This is a genomic window from Massilia sp. BKSP1R2A-1, from assembly GCF_050586525.1.
Classification (GTDB): Bacteria; Pseudomonadota; Gammaproteobacteria; order Burkholderiales; family Burkholderiaceae_D; genus Telluria.
Map to the genome: position 1 here is coordinate 131,301 of NZ_JBOBRE010000011.1, position 17,363 is coordinate 148,663.

Annotated in this window: 15 protein-coding genes; 6 read left to right on the forward strand and 9 right to left on the reverse strand. The window is 66.2% G+C overall.

Going from position 1 to position 17,363, the window contains the following annotated elements:
• Positions 1 to 2: 2 nt before the first annotated feature.
• The 3 genes from msrP to ACQ7JA_RS17515 form a co-directional block, all read right to left on the reverse strand.
• Positions 3 to 980, reverse strand: a complete 978-nt coding sequence (gene msrP, locus ACQ7JA_RS17505) for a protein-methionine-sulfoxide reductase catalytic subunit MsrP (RefSeq protein WP_430900027.1) — start codon at positions 978 to 980, stop codon at positions 3 to 5.
• 111 nt (positions 981 to 1,091) lie between these two features.
• Positions 1,092 to 2,468 (reverse strand): heavy metal sensor histidine kinase, encoded by a 1,377-nt coding sequence (locus tag ACQ7JA_RS17510; RefSeq protein ID WP_430900029.1) that lies wholly within the window; start codon positions 2,466 to 2,468, stop codon positions 1,092 to 1,094.
• Entirely contained in the window at positions 2,465 to 3,151 is a 687-nt protein-coding gene (locus tag ACQ7JA_RS17515; RefSeq protein ID WP_430900031.1) for a heavy metal response regulator transcription factor, read from the reverse strand. Before ACQ7JA_RS17515 ends, ACQ7JA_RS17510 begins: the two co-directional genes overlap by 4 nt.
• A 118-nt stretch (positions 3,152 to 3,269) precedes the next feature.
• Here ACQ7JA_RS17515 and ACQ7JA_RS17520 point away from each other — a divergent pair, with 118 nt between their 5' ends.
• On the forward strand, positions 3,270 to 3,761 hold the full coding sequence (locus tag ACQ7JA_RS17520) for a GlcG/HbpS family heme-binding protein (RefSeq protein ID WP_430900033.1): 492 nt from the start codon (positions 3,270 to 3,272) through the stop codon (positions 3,759 to 3,761).
• A gap of 40 nt (positions 3,762 to 3,801) precedes the next feature.
• Complete coding sequence (uraH, locus tag ACQ7JA_RS17525; RefSeq protein WP_430900035.1) at positions 3,802 to 4,212, forward strand: hydroxyisourate hydrolase; 411 nt, start codon at positions 3,802 to 3,804, stop codon at positions 4,210 to 4,212.
• 3 nt (positions 4,213 to 4,215) lie between these two features.
• Here the strand turns inward: uraH and ccsB are convergent, their stop codons facing one another.
• The 3 genes from ccsB to ACQ7JA_RS17540 form a co-directional block, all read right to left on the reverse strand.
• The gene (gene ccsB, locus ACQ7JA_RS17530; protein WP_430900037.1) at positions 4,216 to 5,382 is read right to left on the reverse strand and encodes a c-type cytochrome biogenesis protein CcsB; all 1,167 of its coding nucleotides are present in this window, start codon (positions 5,380 to 5,382) and stop codon (positions 4,216 to 4,218) included.
• Positions 5,383 to 5,407: 25 nt separating this feature from the next.
• Positions 5,408 to 7,504 (reverse strand): cytochrome c biogenesis protein ResB, encoded by a 2,097-nt coding sequence (locus ACQ7JA_RS17535; protein WP_430900039.1) that lies wholly within the window; start codon positions 7,502 to 7,504, stop codon positions 5,408 to 5,410.
• Between the two features lie 194 nt (positions 7,505 to 7,698).
• Entirely contained in the window at positions 7,699 to 8,361 is a 663-nt protein-coding gene (locus ACQ7JA_RS17540; RefSeq protein WP_430900041.1) for a c-type cytochrome, read from the reverse strand.
• Positions 8,362 to 8,534: 173 nt separating this feature from the next.
• Here ACQ7JA_RS17540 and yihA point away from each other — a divergent pair, with 173 nt between their 5' ends.
• The 4 genes from yihA to ACQ7JA_RS17560 all read left to right on the forward strand — a co-directional run bounded on the left by yihA (position 8,535) and on the right by ACQ7JA_RS17560 (position 11,840).
• The gene (gene yihA / locus ACQ7JA_RS17545) at positions 8,535 to 9,236 is read left to right on the forward strand and encodes a ribosome biogenesis GTP-binding protein YihA/YsxC (protein ID WP_430900043.1); all 702 of its coding nucleotides are present in this window, start codon (positions 8,535 to 8,537) and stop codon (positions 9,234 to 9,236) included.
• Positions 9,237 to 9,266: 30 nt separating this feature from the next.
• The gene (gene hemB / locus ACQ7JA_RS17550; RefSeq protein WP_430900045.1) at positions 9,267 to 10,280 is read left to right on the forward strand and encodes a porphobilinogen synthase; all 1,014 of its coding nucleotides are present in this window, start codon (positions 9,267 to 9,269) and stop codon (positions 10,278 to 10,280) included.
• Positions 10,281 to 10,509: 229 nt separating this feature from the next.
• Positions 10,510 to 10,974: a carboxymuconolactone decarboxylase family protein gene (locus ACQ7JA_RS17555; protein WP_430900047.1), complete on the forward strand. Its 465-nt coding sequence runs from the start codon at positions 10,510 to 10,512 to the stop codon at positions 10,972 to 10,974.
• Positions 10,971 to 11,840, forward strand: coding sequence for an RNA polymerase sigma-70 factor (locus ACQ7JA_RS17560; RefSeq protein WP_430900049.1), 870 nt, complete (start codon positions 10,971 to 10,973; stop codon positions 11,838 to 11,840). Before ACQ7JA_RS17555 ends, ACQ7JA_RS17560 begins: the two co-directional genes overlap by 4 nt.
• 4 nt (positions 11,841 to 11,844) lie before the next feature.
• Here ACQ7JA_RS17560 and ACQ7JA_RS17565 read toward each other — a convergent pair whose 3' ends face one another.
• The 3 genes from ACQ7JA_RS17565 to ACQ7JA_RS17575 form a co-directional block, all read right to left on the reverse strand.
• On the reverse strand, positions 11,845 to 12,756 hold the full coding sequence (locus ACQ7JA_RS17565; protein ID WP_430900051.1) for a hypothetical protein: 912 nt from the start codon (positions 12,754 to 12,756) through the stop codon (positions 11,845 to 11,847).
• A 200-nt stretch (positions 12,757 to 12,956) separates the two neighbouring features.
• Positions 12,957 to 16,055 carry an efflux RND transporter permease subunit gene (locus ACQ7JA_RS17570; protein WP_430900053.1) on the reverse strand — a complete coding sequence of 1,033 codons (3,099 nt, stop codon included), beginning with the start codon at positions 16,053 to 16,055 and terminating at the stop codon, positions 12,957 to 12,959.
• Positions 16,052 to 17,245, reverse strand: coding sequence for an efflux RND transporter periplasmic adaptor subunit (locus ACQ7JA_RS17575; protein WP_430900055.1), 1,194 nt, complete (start codon positions 17,243 to 17,245; stop codon positions 16,052 to 16,054). Before ACQ7JA_RS17575 ends, ACQ7JA_RS17570 begins: the two co-directional genes overlap by 4 nt.
• Positions 17,246 to 17,363 lie beyond the last annotated feature (118 nt).

Below are 17,363 nucleotides of genomic sequence, written 5' to 3' on the forward strand. Positions count from 1 at the left end.
CGTCAGAAGAACTTTTTCAGGTCCATGCCGCTGTAGAGCGAGGCGACCTGGTCGTAGCCGTTGAACATCAGGGTCTTGCGCTTCCTCTGGAAGAAACCGTCCTCGCCGATGCGGCGTTCGGTGGCCTGCGACCAGCGCGGGTGGTCGACGTTCGGGTTGACGTTCGAATAGAAGCCGTATTCGTTGGGCGCCGAATCGTTCCAGGCGGTGCGCGGCTGGCGGCTCACGAGGCGGATGCGCACGATCGACTTGGCCGACTTGAAGCCGTACTTCCAGGGCACGATCAGGCGCACCGGCGCGCCGTTCTGGTTGGGCAGGACCTGGCCGTACATGCCGAGCGCGAGCAGCGCGAGCGGATGCATGGCTTCGTCCATGCGCAGGCCTTCCACATAGGGCCAGTCCAGCACGGGGCTGCGCAGGCCGGGCATCTGGCGGCGGTCGGCCAGGGTGGTGAACTCGACGTATTTGGCATTACCCGTCGGCTCGACCTGCTTGAGGATGTTCGACAGCGAGTAGCCGACCCAGGGAATGACCATCGACCAGCCCTCGACGCAGCGCAGGCGGTAGACGCGCTCCTCCAGCGGGGCGAGTTTCAGGATGCGGTCGATGTCGAGGGTGACGGGCTTTTTCACCTCGCCGCCGATCGTCACCGTCCACGGGCGGGTGCGCAGGGTGTGCGCGTTCTCGACCGGGTCGCCCTTGTCGGTACCGAATTCGTAGTAGTTGTTGTAGGAGCTGGCGTCCTTGAAGGAGGTCTGCGGTTCCTGGGTCGACAGGCCGGCGTTGCGGGTGGCGGCCAGGCGCTGGGCGGCGCCTTGCGCGAAGGCTTCGCGGTTGGCCATCTCCCAGATGCCGCTGCCGACGGCGGCCGTGGCGGCGATGCGGGCGATGAATTGACGACGGCCTTCGTAGACCTCGCGCGGCGTGATCTCGGAGGAATACGGGAGGTCGATTCCGTTCGGACTGCGTTTGAAAAGCATGGTTGACTCCGCTGCAGAGAGAGATTTCAGGTTACACCAGACGGCTTAGGCGCACGTTAGCGCCAATGGCCGCCAGGCAAGGAAGCGCCGGCCGCGCAGGACAAAAGCGCGTCATCCGGTGGGAAAGACCAGGGTAAAACGGGTTTGCGGGCCATCCGACTGCACGGTGGCTTTGCCGCCGTGCAAGGTCATGATGGCGCTGACGATGGACAGGCCCAGCCCCGTCGACCCTTCGGCGTCGCTGCGGGCGCTGTCGACGCGGTAGAAGCGCTCGAACAGGTGGTCCAGGTGCTCGCGGGGGATCGGGGCGCCGAGGTTCGCCACGCTCAGTGCCACCATGCCCGCGCGCGGCTCGGCGTGCAGCGTCACCGTGCTGCCAGCGTCCGCATGGCGCGCCGCGTTCGAGACCAGGTTGGCCAGCGCCCGGCGCACGAGCGCAGGATCGGCGGCGAAGCGCCCTTCCCCGCCGCACTGCAAACGCAGGCCGCGCTCCTCGGCCATGCCTTCGAAGAAGCCGGCGACGCGCTCCAGCTCCTCACGCGCTTCGAGCGGCTGGCGTGCGAGGACGACTTCCTCCTGGCCGGCGCGGGCCAGGAAGAGCATGCTCTCGATCATGCGCGCCAGGCGCTCGAGCTCCTCGATGTTCGAGGCCAGCAGGGTTTCGTATTCCTCCCGGCTGCGGCCCTGGCCGAGCGCGACCTGGCTCTGTCCGATCATATTGGTCACGGGCGTCCTGAATTCGTGCGCCAGGTCGGCGGAAAAGCCGGACAGGCGCGCATAGCCATCCTGCAGGCGTTGCAGCATGGCGTTGAAGGCGTCGACCAGCGGACGCAGCTCGGATGGCGCTTCGGCGATGTCGAGGCGCTGGGCCAGGGCGCCGGGCTTGACCAGCGCCGCATGCTCGGCCACCGCCCGCAGCGGACGCAGGCCGCGCCGCAGCATCAGGGCCGCCAGCGCGGCAGCGAGCAGGGCGCCGATCGCGCAGGCAGCCAGAATGCGGGCGCGGTAGCGCGCGAACATGGCGGTGCGTTCGCCATAGGCGCGCGCCACCACCACCCGTACCTGCGCCGCGCCCAGGCGCGCAGTGCCGGCGACGACGCGGCCGGGCACGCCGCCGCGCGCCGTCCAGGCCGCGATGGCTCCGCGTCCCGGCGCCGCGCCGGCATCCGGCGGCACGGGATAGCGTTCGCCAGCCGGGTTGATATCGGCCAGCACCACCCCACCCGGGGCCACGATGCGCACCAGCGAATTCTCCTGGCCGCTCATGGTGTCGCGGAAGAAGTCGGGCTGGGCCGCCAGCAGTTCGTCCGCGCCGGGCCGGCCGAGCACGATCTGCACCTGGCGCAGCTTGCCCAGCAGCTGCAGGTCGTCGCGGCGCTCGATTTCGCCGACAAAGGCGCGGTAGAGATAGATGCCCAGGAGGGAGGCGGTCAAGGCGACGATCAGCATGAAGGCCAGCGTCACGCGCAGGGTGAGAGAGGACGTCATGACGGCGCCTGCGCTTCGCAGACATAGCCCATGCCGCGCCTGGTGTGGATCAGCTTGGGGGTGAAGGGATCGTCGATCTTGCGCCGCAGGCGGCGCACGGCCGCGTCGATGACGTTGGTGTCGCTGTCGAAGTTCATGTCCCATACCTGGGACGCGATCAGGGCGCGCGAGAGCACCTGGCCCTGGCGCCGCGCCAGCAGGTGCAGCAGGGCGAATTCCTGGGCCGTGAGGGGGATCGTCTCGGCCCCGCGCCGCACCCGGCGGCGCAGCACGTCGATCTCCAGGTCGGCGATCCGGATCAGCTCTTCCTCGCGCACCGGCCCGCGCCGCAGCAGGGTGCGGATGCGCGCCACCAGTTCGACGAAGGCGAAGGGCTTGACCAGGTAGTCGTCGGCGCCCAGCTCCAGCCCGCGCACGCGGTCCTCGACCTCGTCGCGCGCCGTCAGGAACAGCACCGGGATCTGCTCGGTGTCGGGATTGGCGCGCAGGGCTTCCAGCACCTGCCAGCCGTCCATCCGCGGCAGCATCACGTCCAGCACGACCAGCTCGATCTCCTCCTCGCGGACAATCGCCAGGCCGTCGCGGCCATTGCGCGCGAGCCTCACCGCGAAGCCCGACTCCGCCAGGCCGCGCTGGAGGTAATCGCCGGTCTTCGGCTCGTCTTCGATTACGAGAATGGTCATGGGGGCATTCTATGCCGAAGAGGCCTGGCCCAACATGACGAAACTGTCATCTGGCGGTCATGCAGGCGTCGCTGCCACCGTGCCAGGATGGCGGTCTTTCATTCATCGGAAAGAATTCATGCTTAAGCACTCGCTCCTCCTTGCCGCAGCATGCGCGGCCTTGCCTGCCCAGGCGGCGCTGCGCCAGTATCCGGAACTTGGACTGGACGCGGCCGACCGCCTGGCGGACCGCGCCATCGACGCCTGCCGCGGCAAGGGCCGCGCGATCGTCGTGTCCGTGGTCGACCGCGGCGGCAACCTCGTCGCCTTGCGGCGCGACGACGGCGTCGGTCCGCACAATACGGAAGCCAGCCGGCGCAAGGCCTACACCGCGCTGTCGACCGGACGCGCGACGCTCACGCTGGCGCGCGATGCGCAGGCCAACGCGGACGCGCGCAATCTTGCGACCCTGCCGGAACTGCTGCTGCTCGGCGGCGGCGTGCCGCTTCTCGCGCAAGGCAGGATCGTCGGCGCAATCGGTATCGCAGGCGGCGGCGGAGCGGCCAACGACCATGCCTGCGCGCAGGCCGCCATTGGCGCCGTGCCAGAACTCGACCAGCCGGCAGGCTGAGACAAGCCCTCTCTCTCAATCACCAGAAAGGAACATCACCATGCGAATCATCCGGCATCTCATCGTCTGCGCCGCCTTGGCGGCCACCAGCCTGGCGGCATCCGCCGCCCAGAACCCGCTCAGCGTCCACGTGCTCGACCAGGGGAGCGGCCAGCCGGGCGCCGGCATCCAGGTCACGCTCGAGCAGCGCAAGGGAACGGAATGGATGCAGCTGGCAAGCGGCGTGACGAACGAGCAGGGGCGCATCCCTGCCCTCTACCCGGAAGGCAAGGCGATGGCGGCGGGCGACTACCGCATCGTGTTCAGGACGGGCGAGCATTTCGCGCGCAAGGGACAGCCGACCTTTTTCCCGCGCATCCCGGTCGAGTTCACCGTGGATGCGCCGGCGCAGCACTACCACATCCCCCTGCTGCTGAGCCCTTTCGGCTACTCGACCTACCGGGGCAATTGAGGCTTACAGCTCGCCGTAGGAGTGCAGGCCCGACAGGAACATGTTCACGCCCAGGAAGGCGAAGGTGGTGACCAGCAGGCCCACCACCGACCACCAGGCCGCCACGCGGCCGCGCAGGCCGCTCATCAGGCGCATGTGCAGCCAGGCCGCGTAGTTGAGCCAGACGATCAGGGCCCAGGTCTCCTTCGGGTCCCAGGACCAGTAGCCGCCCCAGGCCTCGGCCGCCCACAGGGCGCCCAGGATGGTGGCGACGGTGAAGAAGGCGAAGCCGACCGAGATTGACTTGTACATGACGTCGTCCAGCACCTCGAGCGCGGGCAGGCGGTCGGCCAGGATGCCGTGGGATTTGAGCAGGTAGGCGGTGCCGACCATCGCAGCCAGGGCGAAGGTGCCGTAGCCGATGAAGTTGGCCGGCACGTGGATCTTCATCCACCAGCTCTGCAGGGCGGGCACCAGGGGCTGGATCTGGGCGGCGTCGCGCGAGACCGTGTACCAGAGCAGGAAGGCCACCGCGGCCGAGATAATCAGGAGCACGAAGGGGCCGAGCTGGCGGGTGTCGTAGCGGCCCTCGTAGTAGAGGTAGAACAGCGCGGTGATGATCGCGAACAGGATGAAGACTTCATACAGGTTCGACACCGGGATGTGGCCCACGTCCGGCCCCATCAGGTAGGACTCGTACCAGCGCACCATCATGCCGACCGAGCCGAGCACCACGCCGGCCCAGCACAGCTTGCTGCCGACCGAGCCGCCGAACTCCGAGCGGCTGACCAGGCCCAGCCAATAAAAGACGGTCGAGAACACGAACAGGGCGCTCATCCACAGGATGGCGGACTGGCTCGACAGCATGTACTTCAGGAAGAACTTGGTGTTGGCCGCCTCGATCGCGCCGCCGTAGAGCGAGATCGCCCACAAGGACAGCACGCCCACCAGGGGCAGCAGCCAGCGCATCGGCTTCCAGTACCAGCCCAGCAGCGCGAAGGTCGGCGCGGTCGCCACCAGGATCACCTGTTCGTAGATGTCCATGTGGTGGGCGTAGCGGTTCAGCGCGAACAGCGCGGCCCCCAGCAGGGCGATGGCGTACAACCAGTCCACCAGGGTCAGGCTGCGGAAGAACCCCGGCGCTTCGACGTAGGTCTGCGGGGCCTTGGCTTGGGTTTGCGACAGTTCCATGCTTGTCTCCAGATTGCCCGCGGGTTCAGGCCCGCTGCGGCAGTTTTTCTTTCAGGTCGTCGAACTCACGCTCGAAGTCGAGCGTCTTGCGCTGGGTGCTCATCGCCATCAGCGCGTGCGCGCCTTCGCTGCCGTCGCGCACCCACACCCACATGCGTCGTTCACGAATATAAAACATTGCGAACACGCCCGCCACCAGCAGCAGGCAGCCGAAATAGACGATGCCCTTGCCCGGGGAGCGGGTCAGCTGCAGCACCGAGGCCTTCACCTCGTCGAATTCTTCCAGCTGCAGGTAGACCGGGGCGCCGTAGAACACGCTGTCCGACAGCGCGTTGGTGGCCAGCTGCAGGTAGCGGCCATTCGCTTCGGTCGGCTCGACCGGCTTCAAACCGGCGCGCTCGTTGGCGGCCTGCCACAGCTCCCACAGGGCGCCGTTGAGCATTTTCATGAAGATGTTCGCCGCCTTTTCCTGCTCGGCTGCGGGAATCTTCTCCAGGAACTGGGACACGCCCACGAAGCCGCCCCGCCCTTCTCCCGCGCCGGCGAAGATGGTCAGCGTGCGCGCCGCCGATTCCTCCAGCTGGCGCGCCAGGCCGTCCTGGCCGCGCTGCTCGGGCGCGAGGGCGCGCGAAGCATAGCGGCGCGCCGCCTCTTCGCGCAGGGCCGGGTCGCTGAGCGCCGCGCGCAGGCGCATCCAGGTGCGCACGCTGTACTCGGCGTCGGCGGGAATGCGCAGGAAGCTGAAGTTCTCGGCCGGGCTGGAACGCACCCCGGCCAGATACACCTGGGCGCCCTCCAGGGTCACCGGCTGCATGTAGTTCAGGAATTCGCGCGCCTGGCCGGTCTTGTCGCGCAGCTTGTACTGCACGCTCGGGCCGACGTTTTTCAGATCCTTGTTGTCCACGTTCTTCGCCGCCGAGCCGGAAGCCTTGCCGAGGGTGGCGGCCAGCTGCTCGTTGAAGGAGGTGTTCTTCGCCACCGCACGCGCGTCCTGGTTGGCGGCCATGTTCTCGACGTTGAAGGGACGGAAACCCGACCATTCCACGCTATAGGTCTCGCCGCCCTGTTTCAGCTCGGTGGACGCGCCCACGGCGCCGGCGATCTCGAAGGAATCCGCCTTCGGGCCGGCCATCGGGAAGCCGGTGAGCTTGAGCTTGCTGCCGCCGTCTTCGAAGCTCGACTGGTAGACGGCGACGCCCTTGTAGATCAGCGGGTGGTTGACCTTGATGGTGGCCGGGAAGGTCTTGCCGGTTTCCGGGTCGTGCACCACGACGTCGCTGGCGAACAGCTTCGGCATCCCGGTGGAGTAGAAATCGATGTGGAACTTCTTCAGCTGGATCGAGAACGGCAGTTCCTGCACCAGCACGCCCGAGGGCTGGGGCAGCAGCGCGGTATTGCTGGTCTGGCCTTCGGCGATCAGGGTATTGCCGCGGAAGGTGGGGTTCGAGACGCTCAGGCGGTGCTGGGCGGGAATCTCGGCGATCACGCCGCTGCCGCCGAAAGGCGTCTTGCCGAGGAACCACTGCTGGAACTTGACCGGCAATTCCGAATCGAGCATGCCGCCCAGCAAAATCACGATGATGGCCGAGTGGGCGAAGATATAGCCGAACTTGTTGCCGGCGCCCTTCTTGGCGGCGACCAGGGTGCCGTTTTCCTTCTCGACCAGCTTGACCGCGTAACCGGCATGGCGCAGGCGCGCAGCGGTCTGCTGCGCGAGGCCGGCGCGGTCGAGCGGGGCCGTCCACTCGGTCTTGTGGTGGAAGTTACGCAGCGACTCTTCGCGCACGTTCTCGCGCCAGCTGCGCATGTCCTTCACCATCTTCGGCGCATTGCGCACCACGCACAGGGCGGTGGAGACGATCAGCGTGACGAGGATGGCCAGGAACCAGGGACTGGTGTAGACGTTGTACAGCCCGAGCCTGGCAAACACCTCGAACCAGAAGGGGCCGAACTGGTTCACGTAGTTCGGCATCGGCTCGGCCTGCTTGAGCACGGTGCCGATCACCGAGGCGATCGCCACGATGGTGAGCAGGCTGATGGCGAAACGCATCGAGGACACCAGCTCGACCGCTTCGGCGAACCCGCGGCGGCGGGTGTTCAGTTCAATTCCGGTGGTACGCATCTTCTACTGCTTCCGTAAAGCCATGCAAACCTGTCGAGCATACCGCAATGTAGGGTGGGCGGGTTCCCGCCCACGCGTTCAAATCTCGTATGAGCAGACGCTTCGTCCATTCATCCTCTGGCTGAACGCGTGGGCGGGGGAATTTAGTCCACTGGACTAAATTCCCCCGCCCACCCTACGAAAACCTGCGCCGCTTATTTGAGGCCCGCGATATAGTCCGACACCGCCTTCATCTCTTCAGGCGACATGCGCTGCGCGAGCGCGCTCATCTGGATGCTGTTCTTGCGGGTGCCGGTCTTGAAGGCTTCCAGCTGGGCGTAGGTGTAATCCTGGTGCTGGCCCGACAGGCGCGGATACTGGGCCGGGATGCCGCCGGCGGAGGCGCCGTGGCAGCTGGCGCAGGCGGCGACGCCCTTCTCGGCGATGCCGCCGCGGTAGATCTTGCGGCCGAGTTCCACGGTGTCCTTGTTCTTGGCGGCGCCCGGCTTTTGCTTCTGGGTGGCGAGATAGGCGGCGATATGGCGCTTCTCGTCCTCGGTCAGCATCTTGGCGTAGGTGGTCATGACCGGCTGCTGGCGGTTCGGGGTGGTGAAGTCGACCAGCTGCTTGTGGGTATAGGCTTCGATCTGGCCGGCCAGTTTCGGGTTGGCGACGATGGTCGAGTTGCCGGCGGCGCCGTGGCAGGACATGCAGGCGGGCAGGCCGCGCGCTGCGTCGCCCGAATCGTAGAGGGTTCCGCCCTTGGCCGGGTCGGCTTTGGCGGCGACGCGCTGTGCTTCGGCCGCGGAAACACTACCGCATACAGCCAGGGTTGCAAGCAACAAGGACTTCAAAAGCGGAAACGTCAGACGATTCATTCAAGCACCCTGAAAAAGTCAAAAACAGATTTTGGAATTTACAGTGAAACTTAGTGCAGCGGCCTTACTTGCGCTCCCCCTGGGGAGCAGCGATGAACCCCTTATTGTACAATAGCTTTGTTTCCGCATCGCCATTTCGTTGTCATTTAAACCTTTCCCCACGTTCAAAAAGCATGTCCCAACTCTGGCAGGCCCGGTTTTTCACGACCGTTAATCAGTTGCGCGATCTCCCCGGCACCACCGTGCCCGAAATCGCCTTCGCCGGGCGCTCGAACGCTGGCAAATCGACGGCGATCAATATTCTCACCAACCAGAAGGGTCTGGCCTTCGCGTCCAAGACGCCCGGCCGCACCCAGCACATCAATTACTTCTCGATCGGCGGCGCCCACGTGGCCCAGCACCGCAAGGACCCGACCATCGTCGAGGAAATCCGCGCCCTGCTGGTCGACCTGCCCGGCTACGGCTATGCCGAAGTCTCCGGTACGGCGAAGCTGCACTGGCAAAAGCTGCTGGGCGACTACGTCCAGCGCCGCGAGCAGCTGGCTGCCCTGGTCCTGATCATGGACTCGCGCCGCCCCTTCACCGACCTCGACGTGCAGATGCTGGAATGGTTCGCCCCGACCGGCAAGCCGATCCACTGCATCCTCACCAAGGCCGACAAGCTCAACCAGAACGAGAAGACCAACGCCCTGCGCCAGGCGCAGAAAATCCTCGACAGCTATGTCGACGAAGAAGGCGAAGGCTTCCCCTTCACGGTGCAGCTGTTCTCGGCGCTCAAGCGCATCGGCATCGAAGAGGCGGACGCCAAGATCATCGAACTGCTGGGCCTGGACCGCGACGACGAAGCCACGGCGGAAGCAGGCGACGCGCAATAAACCGCCTGATAAACATTTGTTAGGAAGACTATGACAATTATCGTTCCTGCCAGCTACCCTGCCGCCCGCATGCGCCGCATGCGCCGCGACCCTTTCTCGCGCGCCCTGATGCGCGAGAACGTTGTCACGCCCTCGGACCTGATCTACCCGGTCTTCATCCTGGACGGCCAGAACCAGCGCCAGCAAGTCGCCTCGATGCCGGGCGTGGAGCGCGTCTCGGTCGACCTGCTGCTCAAGGTTGCCGAAGAGGCAGTCAGCCTGGGCATCCCGATGCTGGCCCTGTTCCCGGTGGTCGACGCCTCGCTCAAGACCTATGACGGCGTGGAAGCGACGAATCCGGAAGGCCTGGTGCCGCGCGCCGTGCGCGAACTGAAGAAGCACTTCCCGGAACTGGGCATCATGACCGACGTCGCCCTGGATCCCTACACGACCCACGGCCAGGACGGCCTGCCGGACGAGAGCGGCTACATCGTCAACGAGAAGACCATCGAGATGCTGATCCGCCAGTCGCTCGCCCAGGCTGCAGCCGGCGTGGACGTGGTGGCGCCTTCGGACATGATGGACGGCCGCATCGGCGCCATCCGCAATGCGCTCGAGGCGGACAGCCACATCCACACCCGCATCATGGCCTACTCGGCCAAGTATGCCTCCGCCTTCTATGGCCCCTTCCGCGACGCGGTCGGCTCGGCGGCGAATCTCGGCAAGGCCGACAAGAACACCTACCAGATGGATCCGGCCAACACCGACGAGGCCCTGCGCGAAGTGGCGCTCGACCTGGCCGAGGGCGCCGACATGGTGATGGTCAAGCCGGGCATGCCCTACCTGGACGTGGTGCGCCGCGTGAAGGACGAGTTCAAGGTGCCGACCTTCGCCTACCAGGTCAGCGGCGAATACGCGATGCTCAAGGCGGCCGCCCAGAACGGCTGGCTGGACCACGACAAGGTCATGATGGAATCGATGATGGCCTTCAAGCGCGCGGGCGCCGACGGCGTGCTGACCTATTTCGCGCTGGAAGTGGCGCGCAAGCTCAAGGCACAGGGCTGAACCGTTTCGCTCCCATGAAGAACCGCGCCGATGCGCGGTTTTTTTGTAGGGTGGGCGGTCCTCCGCCCACGCGTTCAATGCCACGGAGCGGACCGGGAAGCGTGATTTGAACGCGTGGGCAGAATCTGCCCACCCTACGAGAAACATCGGTGTTTTTACAGAAGCTGTCACAAGTTGCGGGGCTGGCTCGTCTAAGAGGCATTCACCCACCTCGACAAAGGAAGACACCATGTCCCGATCGCGCCTGCCCTACCACTCCCTCTCCCCCGCCGTCTCCCAGGCCATGGGGGCAGCCGGCCCCATCCTCGACGAGTCACCCCTCGGCAAGCAGCTGGTGCACCTGATCTACCTGCGCGTGTCGCAGATCAACGGCTGCGCCTTTTGCGTGGACAAGCACGCACGCGACCTCATCAAGGGAGGCGAAGACTTCCAGCGCATCAACAGCCTGGTCACCTGGCGCGAAACGGACTTCTACAGCGCCCGCGAGCGCGCCGCCCTGGCCTGGGCGGAAGCGGCGACCCGCCTACAAGGGGGCGAGGTTCCCGACCCCGTATTCCTCGGCCTGAAAGAAGTGTTCTCCGATCGCGAGATCGCCGACATCGGCTTCGCGACCGCCCTGATGAACGCCTGGAACCGGATGGCGATCGGCTTCCACCAGCCGGTGGCCCGGGCCGCCTTCCCTGCCGCCCAATGACTGAAGTAGACGCCTTCTCGGCGCTGCGCCCGCGCCTGTTCTCGATCGCCTACCGCATGCTGGGCGTGCGCGCCGATGCCGAGGACGTGGTGCAGGACGCCTGGCTGCGCTGGAGCGATCCGGCCCGACCTGCCGTGCAGTCGGGCGAGGCCTGGCTGGTGTCGGTGGTGACGCGCCTGTCGATCGACCGCTTGCGCGCGGCCAAGGTCCAGCGCGCGCACTACGTTGGCGAATGGCTGCCCGAGCCGCTGGTCGGCGTGGACGAGCATACGCCCGAGGATGCGGCCATCCTCGCCAGCGAATTGTCGGTGGCCCTGATGTGGGTGCTGGAACGGCTCGCGCCGGAGGAACGCGCGGCCTTCCTGCTGCGCCAGGCCTTCGAGCAGGACTACGGCGAACTCGCGGCCGTGCTGGGCAAGAGCGAAGCGGCATGCCGCCAGCTGGTGCACCGCGCCGGCGAGCGGATCCGGCAGGATGCGCCGCGCTTCCAGGTGCGCCGGGATGCGCACCGCAGCCTGCTGGAGCGCTTCCGCCAGGCCGCGAGCCGGGGCGACATGGCGGCGCTCAGGGAGTTGCTGGCCGAGGACGTCGCCATCGTGGCCGACGGCGGCGGCAAGGTGGCGTCCTTCATGAAAGTCTTGCGCGGCGGCCATCGCATCGCCAACCTGTACAAGGCGGTATTCCTGCGCAATGGATCGAAGCTGGCCTACCGGATGGCCCTGGTCAATGGCGAACCGGGACTGCTGCGCTATATCGACGGCCAGCTGGAATCGGTCCAGGCCTTCGCCACCGATGGCGAGCGCATCACCGCGATCTATGCGATGCGCAACCCCGACAAGCTCGGGGCGGTGGACCCGCTGCCCTGAATCCTTAACGCCACTGCTGCGGCGGCTTGTATTCCGGGAACATTTCCTTGAACAGGAAGGTCATCAGCTCGTCCGTATCCTGCGGCCTTGCGCTGAGCTTAACGATGCGCCCCAGGCGGTGCGAATCCCATTCGAAGTCGCCGGTCTTCTCGCGGCGGATCAGCTCGATCATCTTCTTGACCACGGCGATCTCGACATCCTGCTCGCTGCCCTGCTCCACCGTCACCTGCGTCAGCCAGCGCCGCTTGAAGTTCGGGTTCCAGCCGCGGAACTTCAGGTCCATGCTGTGGAAGGTCTTGTTCGAGATCGAGAACACGCCGCCGGTCTCGTTGCGGTCTTCGCGGCCGCGGCCGTTGATCGACGCGATATTGTTCATGGCATTGCGCATGCCCTTGGTCGCTTCGCTTTCCGGCGTCGTGTCTTCGCTGCCGGTGGCGGCGCCGCGCTGGCGCTTGCGGGCGGCAATGAAGTCGGCCATGTCGACCGGCTGCTGCTCGTCGAATTTCTTCTGCGGCTCGGGCTTGGTCGGTTCGACCGGCTTTTCTTGCGGCAAGGTGATGGTATCCGGCAGGCGCGCGATCTCGATCCGCTCCTGCTGCGGACGCGGCGTCGGTTTGGTTTTCGTCGTCGGCGTGGGCGCCTGGGCACGCGGCGGCGGCTTGGGCGGCTGTTGCATGGGCGCGATATAGACCACCTCGCCCTCGCTGCCCGAGGCCGGTTTCGCCTGCTTGGCGTCCTTGTCGGGTTGAATGAACCAGATCAGCACCAGCAGGACGTGCAGCAGGATCGTGGCCACCAGCGCCGGCCGGTTCGGCCCCTGGCGCCCGTAGGCCGGCGTGGCGCGTCCCGGCAGCGGCTGGCCGCAGTGGGCGCAGACGTCGCTGTGCTCGTCGTAGCTGTGGGAATGGTCACGCAAGGTCAAACGGTTCCTGGATAGTGGCAACGTGTTACCGGGCAGCTTGTTACCGAAAGGCTGCACGAGAGCCGCAGTCTAACCGTTTTGCGACAGTGGCGCAGCTTAGAGGAAGCTTAGCGGCGATTCCGGCACCTTGAGGGATGTTACAAGATGTTTCCGTCAAGCCACAGGCAGGCGGGTTACCCCGCCTGCCTGCCCTGTCAGTGCGCCGCCGCTTCTTCGTGTTTCGTCAGTTGCTTGTCCGTCATCGGACCGGTGCCGCTGTACTTGTCGAGGTAGAGATAGATCACCGGGGTGATGTAGAGCGTGATCACCTGCGAGAAGATCAGGCCGCCCACCACGGCCAGGCCCAGCGGCTGGCGCAGCTCGGCGCCGGCGCCGATGCCCAGCGCGATCGGCAGCGCGCCCATCATCGCGGCCAGGGTCGTCATCAGGATCGGGCGGAAGCGCAGGATGCAGGCTTCGCGGATCGCCTCGACCGGCTTCATGCCCTGGTTGCGCTGGGCGTCGAGGGCGAAGTCGATCATCATGATCGCGTTCTTCTTGACGATACCGATCAGCATCAGGATACCGATCATTGCGATCAGGGTCAGGTCCATGTCGAAGATCCACAGCGTCAGCAGCGCGCCCACCGCCGCCGACGGCAGGCCGGCCAGGATGGTGAGCGGGTGGATATAGCTCTCGTACAGCACGCCCAGCAGCACATAGATGACGCCGATGGCGGCGATGATCAGGATCAGCTGGCTCGACTGGGTGTCCTTGAACACCGCCGCGTCGCCGCCGTAATTGGTGATGACCGAGGCCGGCAGTTTCATGTCGCGACCCATCTGCTCGATGGCGGCGGTGGCGTCGCCCAGCGGCACGTCGGGCGCCAGGTTGAAGGACAGGGTGATCGCCTGCAGCTGGCCCTGGTGGTTGACCGCCAGCGGGCCGACCGTGCGCTTGACCGTGGCGAAGCTCGACAGTTTCACCAGGTCGCCGTTCTTCGAGCGCACCGACACGCGCGACAGCGCCTCGTCGTAGTAGCGGTCGCTCGGGGCTGCTTCCAGGATCACGTAGTAGCTGGCCGCCGTCGAATAGATGGTCGAGACCTGGCGTTCGCCGAAGGAGGCGTACAGCACGGTGCGGATGTCCGCCATTTCCACGCCCAGCAGCGCCGCCTTGTCGCGGTCGATGTCGATGGTGGCCTGCAGCGCCTTGTTCTGCGAATCGCTGGTGACGTCGCGGAAGCGCTGGTCGGCGCGCATGCGCTCGAGGAACTGGTCGGCCCAGCCGCCGATCTCGCCGCCCGACACGCTCTGCAGCGTGTACTGGTAGCGGCTCTTCGACTGGCGCCCGCCCAGCTGCAGGTTCTGCACCGGCGACAGGAAGACCTGCACTCCGGCAACCTGGCGCGTGGCCTTGCGCAGCTCGTCGACCACTTGCGGCATGGCGGGGCGCTCGCTGCGCGGCTTCAGCACCAGGAACATGCGGCCGGTGTTGCCGCCGCCGCTGAACGAGGTGACGTCCTTCACGTGGGGATTGGCGCGGACGATGTCCACCACCTGCGCCTGCAGCTGCATCAGCTTGAACGAGGAGGTGTCTTCGGACGCTTCCACCATCACGCGCAGCTGGCCGATGTCTTCTTCCGGGAAAAAGCCCTTCGGCATGGTCGAGTAGAGCACGCCGGTCAGCACCACGGTGCCGACCGCCAGCATCAGCACCAGGAAGCGGTGGCGCAGCGCCATGTCCAGGGTGCGGGCATAGCCGTCGCGCACATTGGTGAACATGGCTTCGAAACGGCGGCCGACCCAGGACATTTCCTTCGGGTCGACGTGGCCGCCATGCTTGATCAGGCGCGAGCACATCATCGGCACCAGGGTCAGCGAGACCACGGCCGAGACCAGCACCGCCAGGCCCACGATCACGGCGAATTCGCGGAACAGCAGGCCGATCACGCCCGGCATGAAGAAGATCGGAATGAACACCGCGACCAGCGAAATCGAGATCGAGATGATGGTGAAGCCCATCTCGCGCGAGCCGACCAGTGCGGCCTGCATCGGCTTCTTGCCCATCTCCATGTGGCGCACGATGTTTTCCAGCACCACGATGGCGTCGTCGACCACCAGGCCGACCGCCAGCGTGATGCCGAGCAGCGAGATGTTGTCGAGGCTATAGCCAAAGGCGTAGAGCAGCGAGAGCGCGCCCAGCAGCGAGATCGGCACGGTGACGGCCGGGATCAGGGTCGCGGTCAGGCGGTGCAGGAACAGGAAGATCACCAGGATCACCAGGATCACGGTGCCGGCCAGGGTCAGGTTGACGTCGTGGATCGCTTCGCGGATCGAGTCCGAGCGGTCGTTCACCAGGTGGATCTTGATCGATTGCGGCAGCTGGGTTTCGAAACGCGGCATCAGCGCGCGCACCGCGTCGACCACCTGCACCGTGTTGGCGTTCGGCTGGCGCTGCACCATCAGCACGATCGAGCGTTCGCCGTTCAGGCTGCCGGTGGCCTTGACCGACTGGTAGCTGTCCTCGACCTCGGCGATGTCGCGCAGGCGCACCGGCAGGCCATCGCGGGTGGCGACGATCAGGCCGGCGAAGTCGGCGGCGCGCATCAGCTGGCCGCCGCCCTGGATGGTCAGGCTCTGGCTGGGGCCGTCCAGGATGCCGAGCGGGGTGATCGAGTTCGCGGAACGCAGGGCGGTGGCCAGCTCGGACATCGAGATATTGCGCGCGTTCATGAGGTCGTGCCTGGCGCGGACCCGCACCGCGAAGCGCTTGCCGCCGTTGACCGTCACCTGGGCAATGCCCGGCAGGGTCGAGATCGCCGGCGAGACCAGGTTTTCCGCGTAGTCGTTCAGCTCCGACAGGTCCATCGACGGCGACGTCATGTGCATGAACAGGATTGGGGAGTCGGCCGGATTGATCTTGCGGTAGGACGGCAGGTCGGTCATTTCCTGCGGCAGCTGGCGCTGCACCTGCAGCAGCGCGGCCTGGACGTCCACGGCGGCTTCGTTGACGTCGATCGATTCGTCGAACTCGAGCGTCAGCGAGGTGTTGCCCTGCGTGTTCGTCGAGCTGATCATCTTGATGCCCGCGATCGTCGCGAACTGCTTCTCGAGCGGCAGCGCCACCGAGGAGGCCATGTTCTCGGGGCTGGCGCCCGCGAGGTTGGCGTTGACGTTGATGACCGGCGTGTTATAGCTCGGCAGCGCCGCGACCGGGATGTGCATGTAGGCCAGCACGCCGACCAGGACGAGACTGATCGACAGCAGCACCACCATCACGGGACGGCGGATACACAGTTCCGACAGGTTCATGCCTTGTCACCCTTTTTCTCGGTGGGGGTCGCTGCGTTCGACCCCGCCGCCTTGTCGGTTTTCCCACCAGCCAAGCGCACCTTGCCGCCCGGACGCAGGTTCTGCTTGCCCTCGGTAATGACCTGCTCGTTGCCCGACAGGCCGGTCACGGCAGCATACTCGCCAAAGCCGTGCAGGCGCGCCACCTTGACCTGGCGCGCCGCATTGCCTTCGCCCACCACGTAGACGAAGGTGCCGTTGGTCGAGGTGATGATCGCGTTCTGCGGAATCACGACGGCGTCGCGGATGGTCTGGACCGTCACTTTGGTGGTCACGTACTGGCCCGGCCACAGGCTTGCATCCGGGTTGCCGAACTGGGCCTTCACGCGGATGGTGCCGGCGGCCGGGTCGACCGCGTTGTCGACGAACTTCAGCTCGCCCGTCACCGGCTTGCCTTCGGCGCCCACCGAGGCCTGCACCGCCACCTTGCCGGCGCGCTGGGCCGCGAGCACGCTGCCCAGGCTCGATTCCGGCAGGTTGAAGGAGACGTCGATCGGGTCGAGCTGGGTGATGCTCGTCAGGGACGTGGTCGGCTGCACCAGGGCGCCCGGGTGGATGTCGATGGCGCCGACGCGGCCCGACATCGGAGCGCGGATGGTGGTGTAGCTGGCGCTGACCTGGCTGGCGCGCACGGCCGCGGCATTGCTCTGGACCAGCGCGCGCGCCGCCTCGACCTGGCTCTTCAGGGAGTCGACGGCGCTCTGGGACAGGAAATTCTGGGAAGCCAGTTCCTGGCTACGCTTGTACTGGCGCTCGAGGTCGGCCAGGGTCGCGCGGTTCTGCGCCACCTGGGCCTCGGCGCGCGCCACGTTGGCGCGGTCGGCGCGGTCGTCCAGCGAGAACAGGACCTGCCCTTCCTTGACGAACTGGCCCTCGCGGATGTGCACCTGGCGGATGGTGGCGGTGGTCTGCGGGTGCAGGTCGACGGTGCGCACCGGGGTCACGGTCCCGTTGGCGGACAGTTCCACGCCGACGTCCTGGCGCTGCGGGGCCACCACGTTGACGGTGGTCGGCGGCATGCCGCCCTTGCCGCCCGGACCGCCCTTGCCCGGACCTTCGGCATGGGCGCCGTCGCCCTTGTTCAGGTACCAGGCGCCGGCCACGGCGACCGCCACGATACCGACGATGAATCCCGCATTCTTCTTTTTCATGTTTGTCCCTCGCCACCAGTCCCGGCGGCACTTTTTCTCAGTTGCCCGGCGTGCAGCGCAAAGCGCGGCGCTGCATTTTCGCACGGCCATGTTTCAGGATTGTGTATTGGGTTTCTTC